Raw genomic sequence first — 21,236 nt, forward strand, 5'->3', positions numbered from 1 at the left:
CGGCGGAGACCACCACGGTGTGGGACACCCCGGGGGTGTTGTCCACGAAATTGGTGATCAGCCAGTTCAGGTTCTGTGCGGCCTGGCTCATCTGATTCAACTCAACGCTCCTGATGCTCTGCGCCGTTGCCGTCGGTCCGGCCACCGAAACTATCGAATCCGCCCTGCTGGGCACCATGCTGGAAGCCCGACGGGTTGGTCTGCTCGGCCCCGGCGCGGCGACCCTGCTGGATGCCGCGGCGCAGGTTGGTGAGCCGGCCGCGGACCTCCTCGGGTGCCCGGGAGACCTGCGGACCGGTCATCGGCGAGGCCTCGGCGGTACCGGAGACCAGGTTGGCCTGCGGGGTCCGCCGGGGGAGACCGGACATGGTGACACCGTTGGTCGAGGGCTCGCGGACCTGCTCGGCCCGGCGCCAGCGCTCGTCGTTCGCGGACGGGCGCCACGGGGCGTCGCCGGGGCCGGGCTGCGGCTGCTGCGGGGGCTGCTGCTGGCCCTGCGGGGCCTGCTGTCCCTGCGGTGCCTGCTGTCCCTGCTGGGGCTGGCGGGCCTGCGGGGCCTGGCCATGCTGCTGGAGGTCCGGGGCGGAGGTGCCGGGCCGGCGCGGCTGGTACGTCCGCTGCCGCGCCTGCTGCTGGCCCTGCTGGCCGGCGTCCTGCGGCTGCCACGGCTGGTCGGCCGCGCCCTGGGACGGACCGGTCGGCAGCGCCATCGGCTCCGGACGGACCGGCTCCTGACGGACCTGCTCGGGGCGCACCTGCTCCGGACGCGCCGGGTTCGGCACGTTCGGCAGCACCGGCTCCACCAGACCGAGGCCCAGCGGGTCGCGCGGGTCGATCTGGCTGGCCTCGAAACGGGGCCGGGCGAGCTGCTGGGTGCTCTCCAGCGGGGCCGGCTCGGCCGCGGGCAGCGGCTGGGGCTGCTGCTGCGGGGGCAGCTGCGGCTGGCGGTCGCGCTGCGGCATGTCCGGTCCGGGGCGCTGCGGGCGGCGCTGGCCCTGCGGCCCGGGGCGGCCCTGCGGCGCACCCGGGCCCTGCGGACCGGGCTGGCCCTGGCCGGGCTGGCCCTGACCCTGCGGACCGGGCTGGCCCTGGCCGGGCTGGCCCTGACCCTGCGGACCGGGCTGGCCCTGCGGACCGCCCTGGCCCTGCGGGACCGGCCGGCGCTGCGGCAGCCCGTCCTGCGGACGGTTGCCCGGGCGGGCGCCCTGCTGCGGCGAACCCGGCCGACCCGGCCGGCCGTGCTGCGGCTGCTCGCCGGTGCGGGGGCCCGGAGCGCCCTCGAACTCGCCGTTCGGGCGCGGACGCTCCTGGCCGGGGCGGCCCTGGGCGGGCGGCTGCTGGCCGCGGCGGGGCAGGCCGCCGGGGCCGCCCTGGGCCGGGCCCTGGCCGTTGCCGCCGCGCTGCGGCAGGCCGCCCTGCGGGGCCTGCTGGGACTGCGGGGCCTGCTGGCCCGGGCCCTGGCGGTTGGCGCCGCGCTGCGGCAGGCCGCCCTGCGGCAGGCCGCCCTGCGGGGCCTGCTGGGGCTGCTGCCCCTTGCCCTGCGGGATCGGGTTCTCGCGCAGCGACTGACCGGCCTGACGGGTCGGCAGACCGCCCGCGCGGCCGCCGGGCGCACCCGGGCCGGCCGGCGCACCGGGGCCACCCGGCGCGGCCGGACCGCCCTGACCGAGCTGCGGACGGCCGCCCTGCGGGGCGCCGGCCTGGCCCTGGCCGAGCGCGGCCGGGCCGCCCTGGCCGGGCGGCACCTGGCGCTGCTGGCGCGGCGTCGGGGCGACCCCGCGCTGCTGCTTGGCCTGCGCGGAGCCGGGGCGGGCGGCGCCGCGGCGGTCGGCGGAGGTGGTGACGTCCACCGGGAGCATGACGAGCGCGGTGGTGCCACCGGAGTCGCTGGGGCGCAGCTGGATGCGGATGCCGTGTCGCAGGGACAGGCGGCCGACCACGAAGAGGCCCATGCGGCGGGAGACGGAGACGTCCACCGTCGGCGGGTTGGCGAGGCGCTCGTTGATGTCCGCGAGGTCGTCGGGGCTCAGGCCGATGCCGGTGTCGTGGATCTCGACCAGCACGCGGCCGTCGGGCAGCGCGTGGCCGGTGACCCGGACGCGGGTCTGCGGGCTGGAGAACGAGGTGGCGTTCTCGAGCAGCTCGGCGAGGAGGTGGACGAGGTCGTTGACGACGCGGCCGGCGACCTCGGCCGACGGCACGGTGGCGAGCTCGATGCGCTCGTACTGCTCCACCTCGGAGGCGGCGGCGCGGAGCACGTCGACCAGCGGGACGGGCCTGGTCCAGCGGCGGCCCGGGTCCTCACCGGCGAGGACGAGGAGGTTTTCGCCGTTGCGGCGCATACGGGTCGCGAGGTGGTCCAGCTTGAAGAGGTTGGCCAGCTGGTCCGGGTCCGCCTCGCGGCTCTCCAGCTCGGAGATGAGCGACAGCTGGCGCTGGATGAGGCCCTGGCTGCGGCGGGAGAGGTTGGTGAACATCGCGTTGATGTTGCCTCGCAGGAGGGCCTGCTCGGCGGCGAGGCGTACGGCCTCGCTGTGCACCATGTCGAACGCGTGCGCCACGTGGCCGATCTCGTCGGTCGAGTCGACGGCGACCGGCTCGACCGTGGTGTCGACGTCGTGCGGGTCGCTCTCGGAGAGGGTCTTGACCAGCTCGGGCAGGCGGCGCTCGGCGACGTCCTCGGCCGCGGCCTGCAGGCGGGTCAGCGAGCGCACCATCGAGCGGGCGATCAGACCGGCGCCACCGAGGGCGACGAGCAGCACGAGGGCGACGGCGGCACCGATGATGATGGCCTCGGTGTCGGCCTGGGACTGCAGGTCCTGGGCCTTTCCGTCGAGGTCCTCGATGAGCTTGGACTCGATCCGGCGCTCGGCGGTGATCTTGGCGCTGGCCTTCTCGTACCAGTCCTTGTAGGTCACCGGGTCGGTCTGGTGGATACCGCTCTGCTGGAGGATCGAGCGCGCGTAGCGGTCGGCGTCGGCGACCACCGAGTTGTAGCTGAGCTGGCCGCGCAGGTTGTCCAGGTCGTGCGCGGTGTAGATGTTGTTGAAGCTGGTGAGCGCGTTGTCGTAGGAGGCGCGCAGGCGGATGCCGAAGGACTCGTCGCTCAGGCTGAGGTCGGGGCCCTTGGGGTTGGCGAGCGCGGCGCTGATCAGGGCGCGCTGCTGCGAGGTGGCGTTCTTGGCGAGCGAGAACTGCTGGAGCGCACGGGTCGCGACGACCAGGTCCTTGTTGTTCGACGCGAGCGCGATGTCCTGGGTGATGGAGAGCAGGTCGCGGATGATCACGTCGTAGGCGGTGATCGTCGACTGGATGTTCTGGTTGTTCTGGTACGGCGTGTTGCGCGCGTCGGAGATCGAGTTCAGGTCCTTGCGGATCTGGAAGAGCAGCGCCTTGCCGCCGGAGAGCTCGAGGTTCTCGAACTTGTCCGAGGACGCGGTGAAGGTGCGGCTGAGGTCGTCCGTCTCCTTGCGGGCGGTGACGATGTCGTCGTCGAGCGGGTCGTTGGGGCGCGCGGTGATCGGGCCCGCGCTGATGTCGCGTTCCTTCTGCAGCGCGTCCGCGAGGTTGGTCGCCTTCTTGGCCAGGTCGGAGAGGTTGGCCATCTGGGCGAGTTGCTGCGAGGCCTCCATCGAGGTCTGGATCCGCAGGCCACCGAGGACGAGGGAGACCAGGACGGGGAGGGCGAGCAGCGCGATCAGTCGGGTCCGGATGCGCCAGTTGCGCATCGCGAGCCGGCTCAGACCGGTGGCGCGGCGCCTGGTCAGGGTCGTCCGGAGTTTGTCCCGGGTGGACTTGCGCTCCTGGCCGTCGCCGTCCGGGCGGCCGGGGGCCTCGGGCGCCACCGGCTCGGCCGGGCCGCCGGGGGCCGCCGCCTGCTGGGGGGCTGCCACAGGCTCACGCGACTCCGGGTTTCCCGCGGCGCCGCTACCCCTTTTGAAACGTCCCTGCACTGGCGTCGCAACCTCTGGACCGGGCGTCCCACCGCGTCGCCGCGGCCTGGACGGTGTCGAGTTTCCATCCGCTCCCCGGCCGGTCCGGGTGAGCGGGTCACCGGGGTGGACTTCTCCCTACCCACGGTCCGTGGCATTCCAGCACAGCCGGGGAATCCCAACAAGGGCCGCCAGGGCACACCTCCCGGCGCTACCGACCGCGTGCGCGGTCTCACTGACTGTGCGGTAACCGGACCGGAATACCGCCTTTTTCGGACACTCGCCGGATACATGCCAAGCGAGCCCTAGATCGAAAAGAGTCACAGACCTTCCGGAATGCCCGGAATCTGCCGTATGTCGGGAAATTCCGATGCGGCGATATGTCGGATATCTGCATTTTGCTCATGAATTTGTGAGCAAAATCACAGCCGTATGTATAGCTTTGGTCACGGTGCCTGTGGAATGAGATCTCGTAACCTGGGCTGTCTCCGGAGCACGGCCCCGATCAGCCTGCCCAGAACCCCTCCGAATCAATCGGAATCACTCAGGCCGGTGCCGATCCGCCGCGATCCCCGGCCGCTACCACGAGGTGCTCTCGATGTCCCTGGCGAAGAAGAAGGCCACCCAGTCCACGCTGTCCTGCGGCTCCACGGCGAACCCGCGCCGCACGACGCTGGCCTCGGTCGCGGACTTCGCCGCGATCCCGGGCGCCCGCAAGCCCGAGGACGTCGTCACGTACGCCACCGAGCTGCCGACCAGCACGGCCAACCCGCGCCGCACCCAGCTGATGGTCGCCCCGGTCGTCGCCGTCCCGCAGGACTGACCGGACCGCGCCCGGACCGGGCGCCGCGGCCACCCTCCGGGGGCGGCCGCGGCGCCCGTTCGCGCTTCCCGGGGCCGCACCCGCGGCTTCCGCCCCGACCGGGCTGAACAGGGGCAAAGCGGTCCGCCGGGGCCGCGCGCGATAGCCTGGACGACGATTGACGGGACCGCGCCCACCACGGGCGGGGCGCCCACCAGCGCCCGGGCGCGCCCCGGGCGGCCGACGAAGCGAGGGGTAGCCCAGCCGTGCGCATTGCCAGGTTTTCCGTCCGGGAAGGGAGCCCTGCCGCCGGCAGCGTCTCCTTCGGCGTCGTGGAGGGCGATCCCTCCCAGCCCGACTCGCTGGTCGTCCACGCGCTGGCCGGCCACCCGTTCGGCCAGCCCCAGCCCACCGGCGAGAGCTACCGCTTCCAGGACGTCCGGCTGCTCAGCCCGATGCTCCCCAACAAGATCGTGGCCGTCGGCCGCAACTACGCGGCGCACGCGGCCGAGCTGGGCCACGACGTCCCGGACCTCCCGCTCACCTTCTTCAAGCCGTCGACCTCGGTGATCGGCCCGACCGAGAACATCGCGTACCCGCCGTTCTCCTCGGACGTCCACCACGAGGCCGAACTCGCCGTGGTGATCGGCCGGATGTGCCGCGAGGTGCCGCTGGACCGGGTGCCCGAGGTGATCCTCGGCTACACCTGCGCCAACGACGTCACCGCGCGGGACGTCCAGCAGCGCGAGGGCCAGTGGGCCCGGGCCAAGGGCTTCGACACCTCCTGCCCGCTGGGCCCGTGGATCGAGACCGACGTGGACCCGGCCGACCTGGCCGTCACCTGCACGGTCAACGGCGAGCTCCGGCAGGCCGGCCGCACCTCCCAGATGGTCCGCTCGGTCGCCGAGCTGATCGTCCACGTCTCCGAGGCCATGACGCTGCTGCCCGGCGACGTCATCCTCACCGGCACGCCCGCAGGGGTGGGCCCGCTCAACGTCGGCGACGAGGTCGCCGTCTCCATCGAAGGCATCGGCACTCTCACCAACAAGGTGATCAAGCGTGGCTAACTCAAACCCGGCCGTCCGGGTTCGCTTCTGTCCGTCCCCGACCGGGAACCCGCACGTGGGCCTGGTCCGCACCGCCCTCTTCAACTGGGCCTTCGCCCGCCACAACGGCGGCACGCTGGTCTTCCGGATCGAGGACACCGACTCGGCCCGCGACTCCGAGGAGTCGTACGAGCAGCTGCTGGACGCCATGCGCTGGCTGGGCTTCGACTGGGACGAGGGCCCGGAGATCGGCGGCCCGCACGAGCCGTACCGCCAGTCCCAGCGGATGGACATCTACGCCGACGTCGCCCGCCGCCTGCACGAGGCCGGCCACGCGTACCACTGCTACTGCAGCACCGAGGAGCTGGACGCCCGCCGCGAGGCCGCCCGTGCGGCCGGCAAGCCCTCCGGCTACGACGGCCACTGCCGCGACCTGACCGACGAGCAGGTCGCGGTCTACAAGCTGGAGAAGCGCGAGCCGATCCTGCGCTTCCGGATGCCCGACCGCACCATCAGCTTCGACGACCTGGTGCGCGGCACGCTCACCTTCGAGCCGGAGAACGTGCCGGACTACGGCATCGTCCGGGCCAACGGCGCGCCGCTGTACACCCTGGTCAACCCGGTGGACGACGCCCTGATGGGCATCACCCACGTGCTGCGCGGCGAGGACCTGCTGTCCTCCACCCCGCGGCAGATCGCGCTGTACGCCGCGCTCGCCGAGATCGGCGTCGGCGACGGCGGCACCCCGCGCTTCGGCCACCTGCCGTACGTCATGGGCGAGGGCAACAAGAAGCTCTCCAAGCGCGACCCGCAGGCCTCGCTCAACCTGTACCGCGAGCGCGGCTTCATCCCCGAGGGCCTGCTCAACTACCTGTCCCTGCTGGGCTGGTCGCTGGCCGAGGACCGGGACCTCTTCGGCGTGGACGAGCTGGTCGCCGCCTTCGACATCGCCAAGGTGAACGCCAACCCGGCCCGCTTCGACCTGAAGAAGTGCGAGGCGATCAACGCCGAGCACGTCCGCCGGCTGGCCCCGGAGGACTTCGTCCGCCGCCTGGTGCCGTACCTGCAGGCCCCCGGCCTGCTGCCGGCCGAGCCGACGGCCGAGCAGCTGGACCTGCTCGCGAAGATCGCGCCGCTCACCCAGGAGCGGATGGTCGTGCTGAGCGAGATCGTGAACATGGCCGGCTTCCTGTTCGTCGACCCGGCCGACTTCACCGTCGACCCGGACGACGCCGCCAAGGCGCTGACCGCCGACTCCCGCCCGGTGCTGGAGGCCAGCGTCAAGGCGCTGGAGGCGCTCGGCGACTTCAGCCCGGAGCCGATCCAGGCCGCGCTGCGCGAGGCGCTGGTGGACGGGCTGGGCATCAAGCCCAAGTTCGCGTTCACCCCGCTGCGGGTGGCCGTCACCGGCCGCCGCGTCTCCCCGCCGCTGTTCGAGTCGATGGAGCTGCTCGGGCGCCCCGAGACGCTGCGCCGGCTGAACGCCGCCCTGGAGGCGCTCCCGGCCGCCTGAGCGGGTCGTGGAGCAGGTCGCGGGCCCGGCTTCGTGCCGGGCCCGCGGCGTACCCGGACGTCACCGGACGGCCGCCCGGCGGCTGCCTGGGGTTATCGATTTTGGAGCCAGGGCAGACGTCGGGTAATGTTCTTTCTGCGCCGCCCGGGAGGGAACGGACGAGGGAGCGAAAGCCCCCCGGCCGGGACCGAACGAGAGGCGCAACGCCTGAGAAGATCCCGACGAGGGTTCAACTCTGGTGGGGTATGGTGTAATTGGCAGCACGAGTGATTCTGGTTCATTTAGTCTAGGTTCGAGTCCTGGTACCCCAGCGCAGTACGCAAGTGCCGCAGTATAAATGAAGATCAAGCCCCCGTTGTGTAGCGGCCTAGCACGCTGCCCTCTCACGGCAGTAGCGCCGGTTCGAATCCGGTCGGGGGTACGGATCCCGCAAGGGATCACCTGGAAAGCCCCCGTTGTGTAGCGGCCTAGCACGCTGCCCTCTCACGGCAGTAGCGCCGGTTCGAATCCGGTCGGGGGTACGGATCCCGCAAGGGATCGCCAGGAAGCCCCCGTTGTGTAGCGGCCTAGCACGCTGCCCTCTCACGGCAGTAGCGCCGGTTCGAATCCGGTCGGGGGTACTTCAGAGCAGGAAGCCGGTGGGTCACCCCATCGGCCCTTGCTTTGTGTTGGGGTATGGTGTAATTGGCAGCACGAGTGATTCTGGTTCATTTAGTCTAGGTTCGAGTCCTGGTACCCCAGCCAGAAAAGGAAGGCCCCGGTTCCCGGGGTCTTTTTGCATTTCCGGACGGGGCTCCGCTCCGGACGGGGTTCCGCAATTCCCCGCGGGGCCCGGAACGGCCGAAGGGCCCCGCTCCACGAGCGGGGCCCTTCCCGGTGTTCCGGGGTGATCAGCTGCGGCGGAGGGCCTCGGTCAGCCGGTTCGCGGCCTCGATGATGGCCTGGGCGTGCAGCCGGCCCGGGTGGCGGGTCAGCCGCTCGATCGGGCCGGAGACCGAGACGGCGGCCACCACCCGGTTGGAGGGGCCGCGCACGGGAGCGGAGACGGACGCGACGCCCGGCTCCCGCTCGCCGATCGACTGGGCCCAGCCGCGCCGCCGGACGCCGCTGAGGGCGGTGGCGGTGAAGCGGGCGCCCTGGAGGCCGCGGTGCAGCCGCTCGGGCTCCTCCCAGGCCAGCAGGACCTGGGCGGCCGAGCCGGCCTTCATCGGCAGGGTGCTGCCGACCGGGACGGTGTCCCGCAGGCCGGAGAGCCGCTCGGCGGCGGCTACGCAGATCCGCATCTCGCCCTGGCGGCGGTAGAGCTGTGCGCTCTCGCCCGTGACGTCGCGCAGGTGGGTCAGGACCGGGCCCGCGGTGGCGAGCAGCCGGTCCTCGCCCGCCGCGGCGGAGAGTTCGGAGAGACGGGGGCCGAGGATGAAGCGCCCCTGCATGTCCCTGGTGACCAGACGGTGGTGTTCGAGTGCGACGGCGAGTCTGTGGGCCGTGGGGCGCGCCAGACCGGTGGCGGCGACCAGCCCCGCCAACGTGGCGGGGCCCGACTCCAGTGCGCTGAGCACCAGAGCGGCCTTGTCGAGAACGCCGACGCCGCTAGAGTTGTCCATGCGCTAAGACTGCAGTCTCAGTCCGCGAGACGCAAGTTCAATCTTCCGGGAAAAGCGCCACTCTGGATGCAGCAGCCCGGGAGACATCCAGGATGCGGCCTCACCAAGGTGTCCGCATCGTGGACAGCGATCCGGCGTGCAGGTCGCGCGGACCGTGCCCCCTACAGGGTGGCGGCAACTTCGACCTCGACGACACGAGAAGGCCGGCAACGCGGCCGGCTGGAGGGAATCCGATGGGACGGACACTCGCAGAGAAGGTCTGGGACGACCACGTCGTGCGGCGCGCGGAGGGGGAGCCCGACCTGCTCTTCATCGACCTGCACCTGCTCCACGAAGTGACCAGCCCGCAGGCCTTCGACGGGCTGCGGCTGGCCGGGCGGAAGGTCCGCCGCACCGATCTGACGATCGCGACCGAGGACCACAACACCCCCACCCTCGACATCGACAAGCCCATCGCCGACCCGGTCTCGAAGGTCCAGCTGGAGACCCTGCGCCGCAACGCCGCCGAGTTCGGCGTCCGGATCCACTCGCTCGGCGACGTCGAGCAGGGCGTCGTGCACGTGGTCGGCCCCCAGCTGGGCCTGACCCAGCCCGGCATGACCGTGGTCTGCGGCGACTCCCACACCTCCACCCACGGCGCCTTCGGCGCGCTGGCGTTCGGCATCGGCACCAGCCAGGTCGAGCACGTGCTGGCGACCCAGACCCTGCCGCTGGCACCGTTCCGGACGATGGCGATCACCGTCGAGGGCGAGCTGCCCGAGGGCGTCACCGCCAAGGACCTGATCCTGGCCGTCATCGCCAGGATCGGCACCGGCGGCGGCCAGGGGTACGTCCTGGAGTACCGCGGTTCGGCGATCCGGGGCCTGTCCATGGAGGCCCGGATGACCATCTGCAACATGTCGATCGAGGCGGGCGCCCGGGCCGGCATGATCGCCCCGGACGAGACCACCTTCGCCTACCTCAAGGACCGTCCGCACGCCCCGCAGGGCGAGGACTGGGACGCGGCCGTCGCGTACTGGGAGACCCTGGGCACCGACGAGGACGCGGTCTTCGACCACGAGATCTTCATCGACGCCGCCGAGCTGACCCCGTTCGTCACCTGGGGCACCAACCCCGGCCAGGGCGCCCCGCTGGGCTCCCGGGTACCGGACCCGGCCTCCTTCGCCGACCCGCAGGAGCGGACGGCCGCCGAGAACGCCCTGGCCTACATGGGCCTGGAGGCCGGCACCCCGCTGCGCGAGGTCAAGGTCGACGCGGTCTTCGTGGGCTCCTGCACCAACGGGCGGATCGAGGACCTGCGCGCCGCCGCCGCCGTGCTGGAGGGCCGCCGGATCGCGGACGGGGTGCGGATGCTGGTCGTCCCCGGCTCCGTCCGGGTCGCCCTGCAGGCCGTCGAGGAGGGCCTGGACAAGGTGTTCACCGCGGCCGGCGCCGAGTGGCGGCACGCGGGCTGCTCGATGTGCCTGGGCATGAACCCCGACCAGCTCGCCCCCGGCGAGCGCTGCGCCTCCACCTCGAACCGCAACTTCGAGGGCCGGCAGGGCAAGGGCGGCCGCACCCACCTGGTCTCCCCGCAGGTCGCCGCGGCGACCGCCGTCCTGGGCCGCCTGGCCGCCCCTTCCGACCTGACCAGCACCGTGGCTGTGGAGGCCTGAGAACCATGGAGAAGTTCACCACCCACACCGGCCGGGCCGTCCCGCTGCGCCGCTCCAACGTGGACACCGACCAGATCATCCCGGCGCACTGGCTGAAGAAGGTCACCCGCTCCGGCTTCGAGGACGGCCTGTTCGAGGCCTGGCGCAAGGACGAGTCGTTCATCCTCAACCGGCCCGAGCGCCAGGGGGCCACCGTGCTGGTGGCCGGCCCCGAGTTCGGCACCGGCTCCTCCCGCGAGCACGCCGTCTGGGCGCTGCAGAACTACGGCTTCCACGCGGTCATCTCGTCCCGCTTCGCCGACATCTTCCGGGGCAACTCCCTGAAGAACGGCCTGCTGACGGTGGTCCTCCCGCAGGAGACCGTGGAACAGCTCTGGGCGCTCACGGAGAGTGACCATTCGGCCGAGATCACCGTCGACCTGGAGGCCCGCGAAGTGCGCGCCGAAGGCGTCACGGCCTCCTTCGAACTGGACGACAACGTCCGGTGGCGGCTGCTCAACGGGCTGGACGACATCAGCATCACGCTGCAGAACGAGGCCGACATCGCGGCCTTCGAGACCACCCGTCCCGCCTTCAAGCCCCGTACTCTGCCGGTGGCCTGAGATCCCCTCAGAACAAGCATTCTGACGATCCGCCGGATGGCCCGCCTCCCCTTCGGGGGGGCGGGCCATCCGCCGTTCCGGAGCACGAGTTACCGCCGGGGCCCGCCCCGGATTGCCCATTTGGCTTTGCCGGAGAGGGCCCCGCGCAAGTACAACTGCGGGTAGATGGCACAATCAGTACATGCACCGGCACCATGAACCTCCGTACGCGGGCGGCGAACCCGCGGCCCCGGAGTCCGTGGGCCGGGGATCCGAACGCCGAATTGACGATCGGCCGGACGTCACCTCCGCACCAGCTGAGGGGCCGGACGACCAGGAAGTCGCAGCGCTCTACGCGCTTGTGGCCGAGCGGTTGAAGCAAGCTCACGCCCGCGTGCATGCGCTGAACGTGTCTGCCGATGCAAAGACCGCTCTCACCCGTCAACTCCTCATCGTCACCGAGACCGCCAAGCGCGATCTTCCGGAGGCGGCAAGGCGGTTGAGTCGCTTTGTACATGACCTCGACGAGGGGCGCCCGCCCGTCGCCTGAGGTCGCCGACGCGCAAATCCATTGCGACACTAGGGTGATTCGCGCGTTTGGTAATTGAAAGTCCGCAGATACATACCTAACGTGCGAAAAGAACGGATGGAATCATCCGGCGCCCGTTTCCGAAGGGGAAGACGTGAACAAGGCTCAGCTTGTCGAAGCGGTGGCCGAGCAGCTGGGCGGTCGCAAGGCTGCCGCAGAGGCCGTCGACGCAGTGCTCGACACCATGGTCCGCGCCGTTGTGGCCGGTGACCGTGTCTCGGTCACCGGGTTCGGCACCTTCGAGAAGGTGGAGCGCTCCGCGCGCTTCGCCCGCAACCCGCAGACCGGCGAGAAGGTCAAGGTCAAGAAGACCTCGGTGCCCCGCTTCCGTCCCGGCCAGGGCTTCAAGGACCTGGTCAGCGGCAGCAAGAAGCTGCCGAAGGAAGGCCCCTCGGTGAAGAAGGCCCCCAAGGGCTCCCTCACCCCGGGCAAGAGCGGCGTCGCCGCCACCCCGGCCGCCAAGCGCGCGGCCACCAAGCGTGCCGCCACGGCCGCGAAGACCACCGCCGCGAAGACCGCCGCCGCTCCGGCCGCGACCAAGAAGGCCGCCGCGAAGAAGGCGACCACCGCGGCCGCCGCCAAGAAGACCACGGCCACCGCCGCCAAGACGACGGCCGCCGCGGCGAAGAAGGCGACCGCCACCAAGAAGGCGACCACCGCCGCCGCGAAGAAGACCTCCGCGGCCGCGACCAAGAAGTCGGCCGCCACCGCCGCCAAGAAGGCGACCACCACGGCCGCCGCCAAGAAGACCACCACCGCCGCCGCCAAGAAGGCCACCGCCACGGCCAAGAAGACGGCTCCGGCGAAGAAGACCGCCACCCGCAAGACCACCGCGCGCAAGACCACTGCCAAGTAGTCCCGCCCGGCGGTCCCCGGACGGCCTCCGGCCTTCGGCCCTGAGCCGCGGCACCCCCCTCCGTGACGCACGGGGAACGGGTCGCCGCGGCTCTCTCGGTTTCCGGGCGCTCAGTCGGCAATCCGGGGCGGCCGTCGGCCGGGCCGCGGGTCGGCGGGGCCGCTCAGCCGTCGGTTGGGTCCGGGAAGGTCTGGAGCGTCAGGAAAACCACCCGGCGGGTGCCGCCGTCGCCCTCGGTGCGGATCCGCACCCGCTGGCCGGGGCGCAGCAGCCGCAGGCCGCCGGCGTCGAAGGCGGCCGCGTCGAACGGCACCGGGGTCCCGTCGTCGAGCAGCACGGAGCCGGCCCGGGTGGCGGGGTCGAAGGTGAACGCGGTGGCCTGCATGCCAGCAGCATATCGAGCGGCACCGACAGTCCCGGGGCTTGTCCGTCGATCGGCGCGCCCGCCGGTCGCCGTCAGGCGGGAGCCGCCGGCAGGCCCGGCCCCGGGGCGTGCCCCAGGCGGGCGAAGAGCGGGCCGGTGTGCGGGCCGAGGCCGAGTGCCGCGGCCTCGTCCAGGTCCGTGCCGGTGTCCACGTCGCGGCGCACCGACTCCACGCCCGCCAGGCGCAGTTCGAGCGCCCCGCCGGCCGCGTGCCGGGCCCGGGAGCCGTCCCCGAAGGCGGGGGCGAGCGGACGGCCGGGGGTGCAGGCCAGCAGGGTGGTGCCGAAGCCGGGGGAGTCCGGCAGGAAGGCCCGGCCGTCGGGCGGCACCGCCCCCAGGACCCGGGCCAGTTCGGCCGGGCGCAGGGCCGGCAGGTCCGCCGAGAGGACGGCCAGCGGCGAGCGCGGGGCGAGCGACCGGGCGGCGGAGGCGCCGTGCGCCAGCGCCGCGTTGAGGCCGCCGCCGGGTTCGTCGGCGACCACCCGTGCGCCGAGCGCCGCCAGCCGGGCGCCGGCCGAGGCGTCCCGGGTGACCACCAGGACGTGGGCGACGCCCGGGGTGGCCAGCGCGGCGGTGACGGTGTCGAGCGCGAAGGACAGTGCGAGGACCGCCCGGTGCACTCCGGCGTACGGGGCCAGTCGGCTCTTCGCCAGCGCGAGCGGCTTGAGCGGCAGTACGAGCGACCAGCCGGCGGCGGGTGCGGCGGGTGCGGCGGGCGCGACGGGCCCGCTGGGGCGTACGGTGTCCTGGGTCATCGGCGTCATTGTGACGCCGGTCCCGGAGCCCTCGCCAGGCCGTCCGAGCTGTGCGGACGTGCGTTTGATCACGCCTGCCGGGCGCGTTGGCGCGGTCGCTCGACAGCCGGTGAGCAGCCGGGCGACACTGGTCCGCGCCCGCGGCCCGGGCGCCGGTCCACACCGGTGCGCGGCACCGGGAGGCCATGACCGCGGCACCCCACGTGCCGCACGGAAAGAGGAGGAGCCGGGGTGGCCCGCCGCTCGTACGCCAAGTTCGGCAACGCCGACTACGGCATCTGGTACCGCTTCGCGGCCGTGCTGGTGAAGCCGGTGACGACCGCCCTGGTGAAGCCCGACTGGCGGGGCTGGGAGCACCTTCCGAAGGAAGGCGGCTTCATCGCCGCGGTGAACCACAATTCGATCATCGACCCGGTGATCTACGCGCACTGGCAGTACAACAGCGGGCGTCCGCCGCGCATTCTCGGCAAGTCCTCGCTGTTCTCGATTCCCTTCATCGGATTCATGCTGCGCAAGACCGGCCAGATTCCGGTGTTCCGCGAGTCCACCGACGCCGCGCAGGCGTTCCGGGCCGCCATCGACGCCGTCGACAACGGCCAGTGCGTGCAGTTCTACCCGGAGGGAACGCTCACCCGGGACCCGGACCTGTGGCCGATGACCGGCAAGAGCGGCGTCGCCCGGGTCGCGCTGATGACCGGGGCGCCGGTCATCCCCGTCGCGCACTGGGGCGCGCACGAGATCATCCCGCCGTACGGCCGGGCCGGCTACGGGAAGGGCAGGTTCAACCTCTTCCCGCGGCACCGGGTCACGGTGGCCGCCGGGCCCCCGGTGGACCTGAGCCGCTACCAGGGCCAGGAGCTGACCGCCCAGGTGCTCAACGACGCCACCGAGGACATCATGGCGGCGATCACCGAGGTGCTGGCCGGCATCCGCGGCGAGGAGCCGCCCGCCGAGCGCTTCGACATGCGCAAGGCCGCCCGGCAGCGGGCCGCCGCGGCCGTGGCCGAGCGCCGGCGCGCCAAGGGCGGCGACGGCGTCGAGGAGGCCGGCCGGTGACCCGGGTCGCAGTGTTCGGGACGGGGTCCTGGGGGACCGCCTTCGCGATGGTGCTGGCGGACGCGGGCTGCGAGGTGACGCTCTGGGGCCGCCGCTGGGAGCTGGTGGACGCGATCCACACCACCCACGAGAACCCGGACTACCTGCCCGGCGTCCGGCTGCCGTCGTCCATCACGGCCACCGTCGACGCCGCCGCGGCGCTGGCCGGGGCCGACTTCGCGGTGCTCGCGGTGCCCTCGCAGACGGTGCGCGACAACCTGGCCGGCTGGGCGTCCCTGATCGAGCCGCAGACCGTCCTGGTCAGCCTCATGAAGGGCATCGAACTCGGCACCGCCAAGCGGATGAGCGAGGTCATCGCCGAGGTCGCCAAGGTCGGACCGGAGCGGGTAGCGGTGGTCAGCGGGCCCAACCTGGCGAAGGAGATCGCCAACCGGCAGCCGGCCGCCAGCGTGGTGGCCTGCGTCGACGAGGCGGTCGCCAAGCGGCTCCAGGCGGCCTGCCACACGCCGTACTTCCGCCCGTACACCAACACCGACGTGGTGGGCTGCGAGCTCGGCGGGGCGGTCAAGAACGTCATCGGCCTGGCGGTCGGCATGGCCGCCGGCATGGGCCTCGGCGACAACACCAAGGCGACGCTGATCACCCGGGGGCTGGCCGAGACCACCCGGCTCGGCGAGGTGCTCGGCGCCGACCCGCACACCTTCGCCGGGCTCGCCGGGATGGGCGACCTGGTCGCGACCTGCTCGTCCCCGCTGTCGCGCAACAACACCTTCGGCATGAACCTGGGCCGGGGCATGTCGCTCGCGGAGACCATCGCGGCCACCCGGCAGACCGCGGAGGGCGTCAAGTCCTGCGAGTCGGTGCTCGACCTGGCCCGGCGCAACGGGGTCGACATGCCGATCGTCGAGGCGGTGGTGGACGTGGTGCACAACGGCCGGCCCACCCAGGAGGCGCTGCAGGCCCTGATGTCCCGCTCGGCGAAGGCCGAACGGCGCTGAGGCGGTGCCGGGGAGGGCGGGCGGCACCGTTCCCGGGGCGGCTGACGTCCCGGAAACACGTCGCACGGTAGTCTCAATCGCGATATGAGCATCGAACAGACCTCCCCGAACCCGTCCGCTGCGAAGCCGCGCGTCGCGCTGGTCTTCGGCGGCCGCAGCTCCGAGCACGCCATCTCGGTCTCCACCGCGGGCAGCGTGCTCAGGGCGATCGACCGCGACACGTACGACGTGCTGCCGATCGGCATCACGCACGAGGGCCGCTGGGCGCTGGCCAGCGACGAGCCCGCCCGGATGGCCATCACCGACGGCGTGCTGCCGGACGTGGCGCACGTCGCCGAGTCCGTGGCCGGCCAGGTCGCGCTGCCGATCGCCCCGGGCGACCGCGAGGTCGTCCTGAGCGAGCCGGGGAGCGCCCCCAAGGCCCTCGGCGAGGTCGACGTCGTCTTCCCGCTGCTGCACGGCCCCTGGGGCGAGGACGGCACCCTGCAGGGCCTGCTGGAGCTCTCCGGCGTGCCGTACGTCGGCAACGGCGTGCTCGCCAGCGCGGTCGGCATGGACAAGGAGTTCACCAAGCGGGTCCTGGCCTCGCACGGCCTGGGCGTCGGCCGGTACACCGTCGTCCGGCCGCGCGAGTGGGAGAGCGAGCAGGGCCGCGCCGCGGTGCGCGAGCGGGCCGCCGAGCTGGGCCTGCCGCTGTTCGTGAAGCCGTGCCGTGCCGGTTCCAGCATGGGCATCACCAAGGTCAAGGACCTGGCCGACCTCGACGCCGCGATCGAGGAGGCCCGCCGCCACGACCCCAAGCTGATCATCGAGGCCGGTGTGACCGGCCGCGAGATCGAGTGCGGCGTCCTGGAGTTCGAGGACGGCCCGCGGGCCAGCGTGCCCGGCGAGATCATGGTCGGCGGCGGCTACGAGTTCTACGACTTCGAGGCCAAGTACATCGACTCCTCCGAGGTGCGCATCCCGGCGGAGCTCGGCGCCGAGGAGACCGCCGAGATCCGCCGCCAGGCGCTGGCCGCGTTCGAGGCGCTGGGCTGCGAAGGCCTGGCCCGGGTGGACTTCTTCCTGCTGGAGGACGGCACCTGGATGATCAACGAGGTCAACACGATGCCCGGCTTCACCCCGATCTCGGCCTTCCCGAAGATGTGGGAGGCCACCGGGGTGTCCTACCCCGAGCTGATCGACCGGCTGCTCCGCGCCGCGCTGGACCGTTCCACCGGTCTGCGGTAGCGGCCCGACCGCGACGACGGAGGGTGGGCCGGGAGGAGTCCAGGCCCACCCTCCGCGGCGTACCGGTCAGCCCGGGACGGTGGCCTTCACCGCGGGGGTGACGGCGGCGGCCGGGTCGAAGGGGTTCTGCGCGGCACCGGCCGGGACGGTCACCTCGACGTAGGCGGCGCGCATCGTCGTCACGAAGCGGTAGCCGCCGTCGGAGAGCCGCTGCGACCACCAGGTGACGTCGTCCACGGTCGGTGACCAGTCCTTGGCGTGCTCGCCGTCCAGCTGTTCGGGGCGGTCGACGCCGCAGCGCAGCACGGTGCGCGGCGAGCCGCCCCACGCCGCCACGTACGGGGACGCGGGGGACGGGTCCTTCCGGGGGTGGCCGAGCAGCTCCTGCGGCAGCGCCGCGGCGAGCGCACGGCAGTACCCGGCCGCCCGGCCGCCCGGGCTGGGCACCGCCACGCTCTCGTCGGGGGAGCTCCAACTCCCCAGCAGCACCACGAGCGTGCAGGTCAGCGCGAGCGGCAGGGCCAGCCAGCGGAGCGGCGCGGGCAGCGCCGCCAGCGCCCGGGTGATGCGGAGTTCTGTGGCCACCCGCCGATGGTAGCCGGGGCTTACAGGTGGACCACCGGACAGGTCAGGGTGCGGGTGATGCCCTCGACCTGCTGGACCTTGGCCACCACCAGGCGGCCCAGGTCGTCCACGGTGTCGGCCTCGGCCCGGACGATCACGTCGTACGGTCCGGTGACGTCCTCGGCCTGGAGCACGCCGGGAATCTTGGAGATCGACTCGGCCACTGCGGTGGCCTTGCCGACCTCGGTCTGGATCAGGATGTATGCCTGTACCACGGGGGCCTCCCGGCGGCCGGTTACGGGGATCGCCGCCGTGATCGCCCGGTCAGGCGTCGGGTGGGACCGGGCTCACCGGCAGTCTGATCACCACGCTACCGCGCGGTGGGCCGGGGAGGGGAGACCCCGACACCCCCGAAGGGCGTACGCTGCGCGCGGGGGAGCGCGACGGGGACCAGTTCTGAGGGAAACGCGAGAGGACGGCAGATGCAGGGGACCGTGGGCGAGCTCGGCGAGTTCGGTCTCATCAGGGAGCTCACCGCCCGGGTGCCGCTCACCGACGCGGTCGACCTCGGCCCGGGTGACGACGCCGCGGTGGTGAAGGCGCCGGACGGCCGGGTGGTGGCCACCACGGACGTCCTGATCGAGAACCGGCACTTCCGCCGGGACTGGTCCACCGCCTACGACGTGGGCCGCAAGGCCGCCGCCCAGAACCTCGCCGACGTGGCCGCGATGGGCGCGGTGCCGACCGCGATACTGCTCGGCCTGGTGGCCCCCGCGGACCTGCCGACCACCTGGGCCACCGAGCTGATGGACGGGCTGCGCGACGAGTGCCAGGTCGCCGGGGCGACGGTGGTCGGCGGCGACGTGGTGCGCGGCGACACCGTCACCCTGGCGATCACGGCGCTCGGCGACCTGCAGGGGCGCGCGGCGGTGACGCGCTCCGGTGCTCAGGTCGGCGACGTGGTCGCGGTGACCGGCTGGCTCGGCTGGTCGGCCGCCGGGCTGACCGTGCTGCAGCGCGGCTTCCGCTCCCCGCGGGCCTTCGTCGAGGCGCACCGCCGGCCCGAGCCGCCGTACCACGCGGGCCCGGCCGCCGCCGAGTTGGGCGCGACCTCGATGATCGACGTGAGCGACGGACTGGTCGCCGACCTCGGCCACGTGGCCCGCGCGAGCGAGGTGGACATCGACCTCAAGGCCGCCGACTTCGACGTCCCGGCGCAGATGGCCGACATCGGCCAGGCCGTCGGCGTGGACCCGCTGGTCTGGGTGCTGTCCGGCGGCGAGGACCACGCGATCGTGGCGACCTTCCCGCGCGGGGTCCAACTCCCCGCCCGCTGGCGGGTGGTGGGCGAGGTGACCGGCCGCCCCCGGGGCAGCCGCAGCGGCCGGGTGACGGTGGACGGCGCACCCTGGGACCGGGTCGGCGGCTGGGACCACTTCGCCGAGTGACGGACGGCGCCGGACGCCCGCGCCGACTCTCCTACGGCGCACGGGGGATGGCGTCCGGACACGGGTGCAGTGGATCGCGCGCCGGACGTGCGGCGGACGGGCTTCGCCGGGGGGTTTTGCGTAGTCTTCCGAGTACCGAGAGTCTTGCGACTACCGGGCCCGCCCGCCGTCCGGCGCGGGTGGTCCGAGCCACTGCGAGCGGGAGCACGTCAACCATGCGCATCGGGGTACTGACCAGCGGCGGCGACTGCCCCGGCCTGAACGCGGTGATCCGCTCCGTGGTGCACCGCGGGACGGACGTGCACGGGGACGAGATCGTCGGCATCGAGGACGGCTTCCTCGGTCTCATCGAGGGGCGCACCCGGCCGGTCTCGCACGACGACGTCACCGGTCTGCTCACCCTCGGCGGCACCATCCTGGGCTCCGCCCGGGTCCAGCGGGACCGGATCGCCTGGGCGGTGGACAACGCCCGCACGCTGGCCCGGGACATCGGCATCGACGCGCTGATCGCGATCGGCGGCGAGGGGACGCTGACCGCGGCCCGGCTGTTCAGCGACGCCGGGCTGCCGGTCGTGGGGGTGCCCAAGACCATCGACAACGACATCGACGCCACCGACGTCACCTTCGGCTTCGACACCGCGGTGCACGTGGCGACCGAGGCGATCGACCGGCTGAAGACCACCGCGGAGTCCCACCAGCGCGTCATGGTCGTCGAGTTGATGGGCCGGCACACCGGCTGGATCACCCTCACCGCGGGCATGGCCGCCGGCGCGCACGGCATCCTCATCCCGGAGAAGCCATTCGACATCGAGGCGGTGGCCCGGATGGTCGAGGACCGGTTCGCCCGCGGCAAGAAGTTCGCCATCATCGCCGTCGCCGAGGGTGCCGCCCCGCAGCCCGGCACCATGCGCTTCGACCACGGCGACGTCGACCAGTTCGGGCACCGGACCTTCGGCGGGATCGGCAACCGGCTCGCCCACGAGCTGGAGGACCTGCTCGGCAAGGAGGCCCGGCCGGTCATCCTCGGGCACACCCAGCGCGGCGGCACCCCGACCGCGCGGGACCGGGTGCTCGCCTCCCGCTTCGGCTGGCACGCGGTCGAGGCCGTCCACAAGGGCGCGTTCGGGCACTTCACCGCGCTGCGCCGGACCGGGATCGAGCTGGTCCCGATCGCCGCCGCGGTGACCAGGCTCAAGACGGTGCCGGAGGACCGCTGGGCGGAATCCGAGGCCGTGCTCTGAACCGCCGGAGGTAGGTTGGCCCCATGGCCCTCCCGTCTCCCGCCCCCGCCCCCGGTCGACCCGCTCCGCACGGCCCCTCCGGCGCCCCGCCCCGCGTCCTCACCGTCGCCGGCTCCGACTCCGGCGGCGGCGCCGGCATCCAGGCAGACCTCAAGGCGATGCTCGCCCTCGGCGTCCACGGCATGAGCGTGATCACCGCCGTCACCGCGCAGAACTCGCTCGGCGTCCAGGGCTACTGGGAACTGCCCGCCGAGGCCGTCCGGGCCCAGTTCCGCAGCGTGGTCGACGACATCGGGGTCCAGGCCGTGAAGACCGGCATGCTCGCCTCGATCGAACTCGTCGAGACCGTCTCCGACCTGCTCGCCGGGGTGGACGCCCCGGTGGTGGTCGACCCGGTCGGCGTCTCCAAGCACGGGGACGCCCTGCTGGCCGCCGAGGCCGTCGCCACCGTCCGCGAGCGGCTGCTGCCGGTCGCCACCCTGGCCACCCCCAACCTGCACGAGGTGACGCAGCTCACCGGCCGGACCGTCGACGACGAGGCCGGGATGCTGGACGCCGCCAGGGCCCTGCTCGACCTCGGGCCGCGCTGGGTGCTGGTCAAGGGCGGCCACCTGGAGGGCGAGGCCGCCGACCTGCTCTACGGCGGCCCCGGCGAGGAGCACTGGTACCGGGCGCCGCGCTACGACAACCGGCACACCCACGGCACCGGCTGCACGCTGGCCAGCGCGATCGCCGCCGGACTGGCCAAGGGGCAGCCGCTGCCCGAGGCGGTCGGCTCGGCCAAGGAGTACATCACCGGCGCGATCGCCGGGGGCTTCGCGCTCGGCGCGGGGATCGGCCCGGTCGACCACGCCTGGCGCTGGCGCTGACCACGGCGGTGGGGGGGGCCGCGGGGCCCCCCCCCCCCCCGGGGGCGCCCGGCGGGCCACAGAGTATGCGCGG

General features: G+C 72.8%; 19 protein-coding genes, 5 tRNA genes and 1 pseudogene. 18 read left to right on the plus strand and 7 right to left on the minus strand.

The genetic code is table 11. The features are described 5' to 3' along the window. Both AB0N04_RS37355 and AB0N04_RS37360 read right to left on the minus strand, forming a co-directional pair. A pseudogene (locus AB0N04_RS37355) lies at positions 1 to 91 on the minus strand (roadblock/LC7 domain-containing protein); the annotation flags it as partial. A 10-nt stretch (positions 92 to 101) separates the two neighbouring features. Then, positions 102 to 3,893, minus strand: coding sequence for a nitrate- and nitrite sensing domain-containing protein (locus tag AB0N04_RS37360; RefSeq protein ID WP_360222124.1), 3,792 nt, complete (start codon positions 3,891 to 3,893; stop codon positions 102 to 104). Between the two features lie 637 nt (positions 3,894 to 4,530). Here AB0N04_RS37360 and AB0N04_RS37365 point away from each other — a divergent pair. From AB0N04_RS37365 to AB0N04_RS37400, 8 genes are all read left to right on the plus strand, one after another. Further along, a complete protein-coding gene (locus AB0N04_RS37365; protein ID WP_360222121.1) occupies positions 4,531 to 4,755 on the plus strand; it encodes a hypothetical protein in 225 nt (74 codons plus the stop codon). Positions 4,756 to 5,000: 245 nt separating this feature from the next. After that, the gene (locus AB0N04_RS37370) at positions 5,001 to 5,801 is read left to right on the plus strand and encodes a fumarylacetoacetate hydrolase family protein (protein ID WP_360222118.1); all 801 of its coding nucleotides are present in this window, start codon (positions 5,001 to 5,003) and stop codon (positions 5,799 to 5,801) included. Further along, on the plus strand, positions 5,794 to 7,293 hold the full coding sequence (gltX, locus tag AB0N04_RS37375; RefSeq protein WP_360222115.1) for a glutamate--tRNA ligase: 1,500 nt from the start codon (positions 5,794 to 5,796) through the stop codon (positions 7,291 to 7,293). The genes AB0N04_RS37370 and gltX overlap by 8 nt, the downstream gene beginning before the upstream one ends. Before the next feature lie 239 nt (positions 7,294 to 7,532). Then, positions 7,533 to 7,604, plus strand: a tRNA-Gln gene (locus AB0N04_RS37380). A 37-nt stretch (positions 7,605 to 7,641) separates the two neighbouring features. Then, a tRNA-Glu gene (locus AB0N04_RS37385) sits at positions 7,642 to 7,714 on the plus strand. A 27-nt stretch (positions 7,715 to 7,741) separates the two neighbouring features. Further along, a tRNA-Glu gene (locus tag AB0N04_RS37390) sits at positions 7,742 to 7,814 on the plus strand. A gap of 26 nt (positions 7,815 to 7,840) precedes the next feature. Further along, positions 7,841 to 7,913, plus strand: a tRNA-Glu gene (locus AB0N04_RS37395). A gap of 49 nt (positions 7,914 to 7,962) precedes the next feature. Next, positions 7,963 to 8,037 (plus strand) — tRNA-Gln (locus tag AB0N04_RS37400). A gap of 146 nt (positions 8,038 to 8,183) precedes the next feature. Here the strand turns inward: AB0N04_RS37400 and AB0N04_RS37405 are convergent. Then, complete coding sequence (locus AB0N04_RS37405; RefSeq protein WP_030306825.1) at positions 8,184 to 8,897, minus strand: IclR family transcriptional regulator; 714 nt, start codon at positions 8,895 to 8,897, stop codon at positions 8,184 to 8,186. Positions 8,898 to 9,130: 233 nt separating this feature from the next. On the opposite strand from AB0N04_RS37405, the gene leuC reads away from it, so the two are divergent. The 4 genes from leuC (at position 9,131) to AB0N04_RS37425 (ending at position 12,578) form a co-directional block, all read left to right on the plus strand. Beyond that, positions 9,131 to 10,552, plus strand: a complete 1,422-nt coding sequence (gene leuC, locus AB0N04_RS37410) for a 3-isopropylmalate dehydratase large subunit (RefSeq protein ID WP_360222112.1) — start codon at positions 9,131 to 9,133, stop codon at positions 10,550 to 10,552. Positions 10,553 to 10,557: 5 nt separating this feature from the next. Beyond that, positions 10,558 to 11,154, plus strand: a complete 597-nt coding sequence (gene leuD / locus AB0N04_RS37415; protein WP_360222109.1) for a 3-isopropylmalate dehydratase small subunit — start codon at positions 10,558 to 10,560, stop codon at positions 11,152 to 11,154. 340 nt (positions 11,155 to 11,494) lie between these two features. After that, on the plus strand, positions 11,495 to 11,683 hold the full coding sequence (locus AB0N04_RS37420; RefSeq protein ID WP_360222127.1) for a hypothetical protein: 189 nt from the start codon (positions 11,495 to 11,497) through the stop codon (positions 11,681 to 11,683). Positions 11,684 to 11,816: 133 nt separating this feature from the next. Beyond that, the gene (locus AB0N04_RS37425; RefSeq protein WP_360222106.1) at positions 11,817 to 12,578 is read left to right on the plus strand and encodes an HU family DNA-binding protein; all 762 of its coding nucleotides are present in this window, start codon (positions 11,817 to 11,819) and stop codon (positions 12,576 to 12,578) included. 163 nt (positions 12,579 to 12,741) lie between these two features. Here the strand turns inward: AB0N04_RS37425 and AB0N04_RS37430 are convergent, their stop codons facing one another. After that, entirely contained in the window at positions 12,742 to 12,963 is a 222-nt protein-coding gene (locus AB0N04_RS37430; protein ID WP_360222103.1) for a hypothetical protein, read from the minus strand. Between the two features lie 71 nt (positions 12,964 to 13,034). Beyond that, complete coding sequence (cofC, locus tag AB0N04_RS37435) at positions 13,035 to 13,757, minus strand: 2-phospho-L-lactate guanylyltransferase (RefSeq protein ID WP_360222100.1); 723 nt, start codon at positions 13,755 to 13,757, stop codon at positions 13,035 to 13,037. Between the two features lie 231 nt (positions 13,758 to 13,988). Between cofC and AB0N04_RS37440 the strand changes: the two genes are divergently transcribed. From AB0N04_RS37440 to AB0N04_RS37450, 3 genes are all read left to right on the plus strand, one after another. Next, entirely contained in the window at positions 13,989 to 14,813 is an 825-nt protein-coding gene (locus AB0N04_RS37440; protein ID WP_360222097.1) for a lysophospholipid acyltransferase family protein, read from the plus strand. Next, the gene (locus AB0N04_RS37445; protein ID WP_360222094.1) at positions 14,810 to 15,811 is read left to right on the plus strand and encodes an NAD(P)H-dependent glycerol-3-phosphate dehydrogenase; all 1,002 of its coding nucleotides are present in this window, start codon (positions 14,810 to 14,812) and stop codon (positions 15,809 to 15,811) included. Before AB0N04_RS37440 ends, AB0N04_RS37445 begins: the two co-directional genes overlap by 4 nt. Positions 15,812 to 15,895: 84 nt before the next feature. Then, a complete protein-coding gene (locus tag AB0N04_RS37450) occupies positions 15,896 to 17,041 on the plus strand; it encodes a D-alanine--D-alanine ligase family protein (RefSeq protein WP_360222091.1) in 1,146 nt (381 codons plus the stop codon). 66 nt (positions 17,042 to 17,107) lie between these two features. Here AB0N04_RS37450 and AB0N04_RS37455 read toward each other — a convergent pair whose 3' ends face one another. Next, on the minus strand, positions 17,108 to 17,626 hold the full coding sequence (locus AB0N04_RS37455) for a DUF3515 domain-containing protein (RefSeq protein WP_360222088.1): 519 nt from the start codon (positions 17,624 to 17,626) through the stop codon (positions 17,108 to 17,110). A gap of 20 nt (positions 17,627 to 17,646) precedes the next feature. Further along, positions 17,647 to 17,880 carry an Lrp/AsnC ligand binding domain-containing protein gene (locus AB0N04_RS37460; RefSeq protein ID WP_360222085.1) on the minus strand — a complete coding sequence of 78 codons (234 nt, stop codon included), beginning with the start codon at positions 17,878 to 17,880 and terminating at the stop codon, positions 17,647 to 17,649. A gap of 207 nt (positions 17,881 to 18,087) precedes the next feature. Between AB0N04_RS37460 and AB0N04_RS37465 the strand changes: the two genes are divergently transcribed. The 3 genes from AB0N04_RS37465 (at position 18,088) to thiD (ending at position 21,163) form a co-directional block, all read left to right on the plus strand. Next, positions 18,088 to 19,053, plus strand: a complete 966-nt coding sequence (locus AB0N04_RS37465) for a thiamine-phosphate kinase (protein WP_360222082.1) — start codon at positions 18,088 to 18,090, stop codon at positions 19,051 to 19,053. Positions 19,054 to 19,268: 215 nt separating this feature from the next. Next, positions 19,269 to 20,294, plus strand: coding sequence for an ATP-dependent 6-phosphofructokinase (locus AB0N04_RS37470; RefSeq protein WP_360222079.1), 1,026 nt, complete (start codon positions 19,269 to 19,271; stop codon positions 20,292 to 20,294). Between the two features lie 23 nt (positions 20,295 to 20,317). Beyond that, a complete protein-coding gene (gene thiD, locus AB0N04_RS37475; protein ID WP_360222076.1) occupies positions 20,318 to 21,163 on the plus strand; it encodes a bifunctional hydroxymethylpyrimidine kinase/phosphomethylpyrimidine kinase in 846 nt (281 codons plus the stop codon). Positions 21,164 to 21,236 lie beyond the last annotated feature (73 nt).

It is taken from the genome of Kitasatospora sp. NPDC051702 (genome assembly GCF_040681575.1).
Classification (GTDB): Bacteria; Actinomycetota; Actinomycetes; order Streptomycetales; family Streptomycetaceae; genus Kitasatospora.

What these genes read in the sequence shown, in the direction of transcription:
- AB0N04_RS37470 (WP_360222079.1), top strand. Translation starts at nt 19,269, where the DNA reads ATGCGCATCGGGGTACTGACCAGCGGCGGCGACTGCCCCGGCCTGAAC.
- AB0N04_RS37405 (WP_030306825.1), bottom strand. Translation starts at nt 8,897, where the DNA reads ATGGACAACTCTAGCGGCGTCGGCGTTCTCGACAAGGCCGCTCTGGTG.
- leuD (WP_360222109.1), top strand. Translation starts at nt 10,558, where the DNA reads ATGGAGAAGTTCACCACCCACACCGGCCGGGCCGTCCCGCTGCGCCGC.
- leuC (WP_360222112.1), top strand. Translation starts at nt 9,131, where the DNA reads ATGGGACGGACACTCGCAGAGAAGGTCTGGGACGACCACGTCGTGCGG.
- thiD (WP_360222076.1), top strand. Translation starts at nt 20,318, where the DNA reads ATGGCCCTCCCGTCTCCCGCCCCCGCCCCCGGTCGACCCGCTCCGCAC.
- AB0N04_RS37430 (WP_360222103.1), bottom strand. Translation starts at nt 12,963, where the DNA reads ATGCAGGCCACCGCGTTCACCTTCGACCCCGCCACCCGGGCCGGCTCC.
- AB0N04_RS37450 (WP_360222091.1), top strand. Translation starts at nt 15,896, where the DNA reads ATGAGCATCGAACAGACCTCCCCGAACCCGTCCGCTGCGAAGCCGCGC.
- AB0N04_RS37365 (WP_360222121.1), top strand. Translation starts at nt 4,531, where the DNA reads ATGTCCCTGGCGAAGAAGAAGGCCACCCAGTCCACGCTGTCCTGCGGC.
- AB0N04_RS37465 (WP_360222082.1), top strand. Translation starts at nt 18,088, where the DNA reads ATGCAGGGGACCGTGGGCGAGCTCGGCGAGTTCGGTCTCATCAGGGAG.
- cofC (WP_360222100.1), bottom strand. Translation starts at nt 13,757, where the DNA reads ATGACCCAGGACACCGTACGCCCCAGCGGGCCCGTCGCGCCCGCCGCA.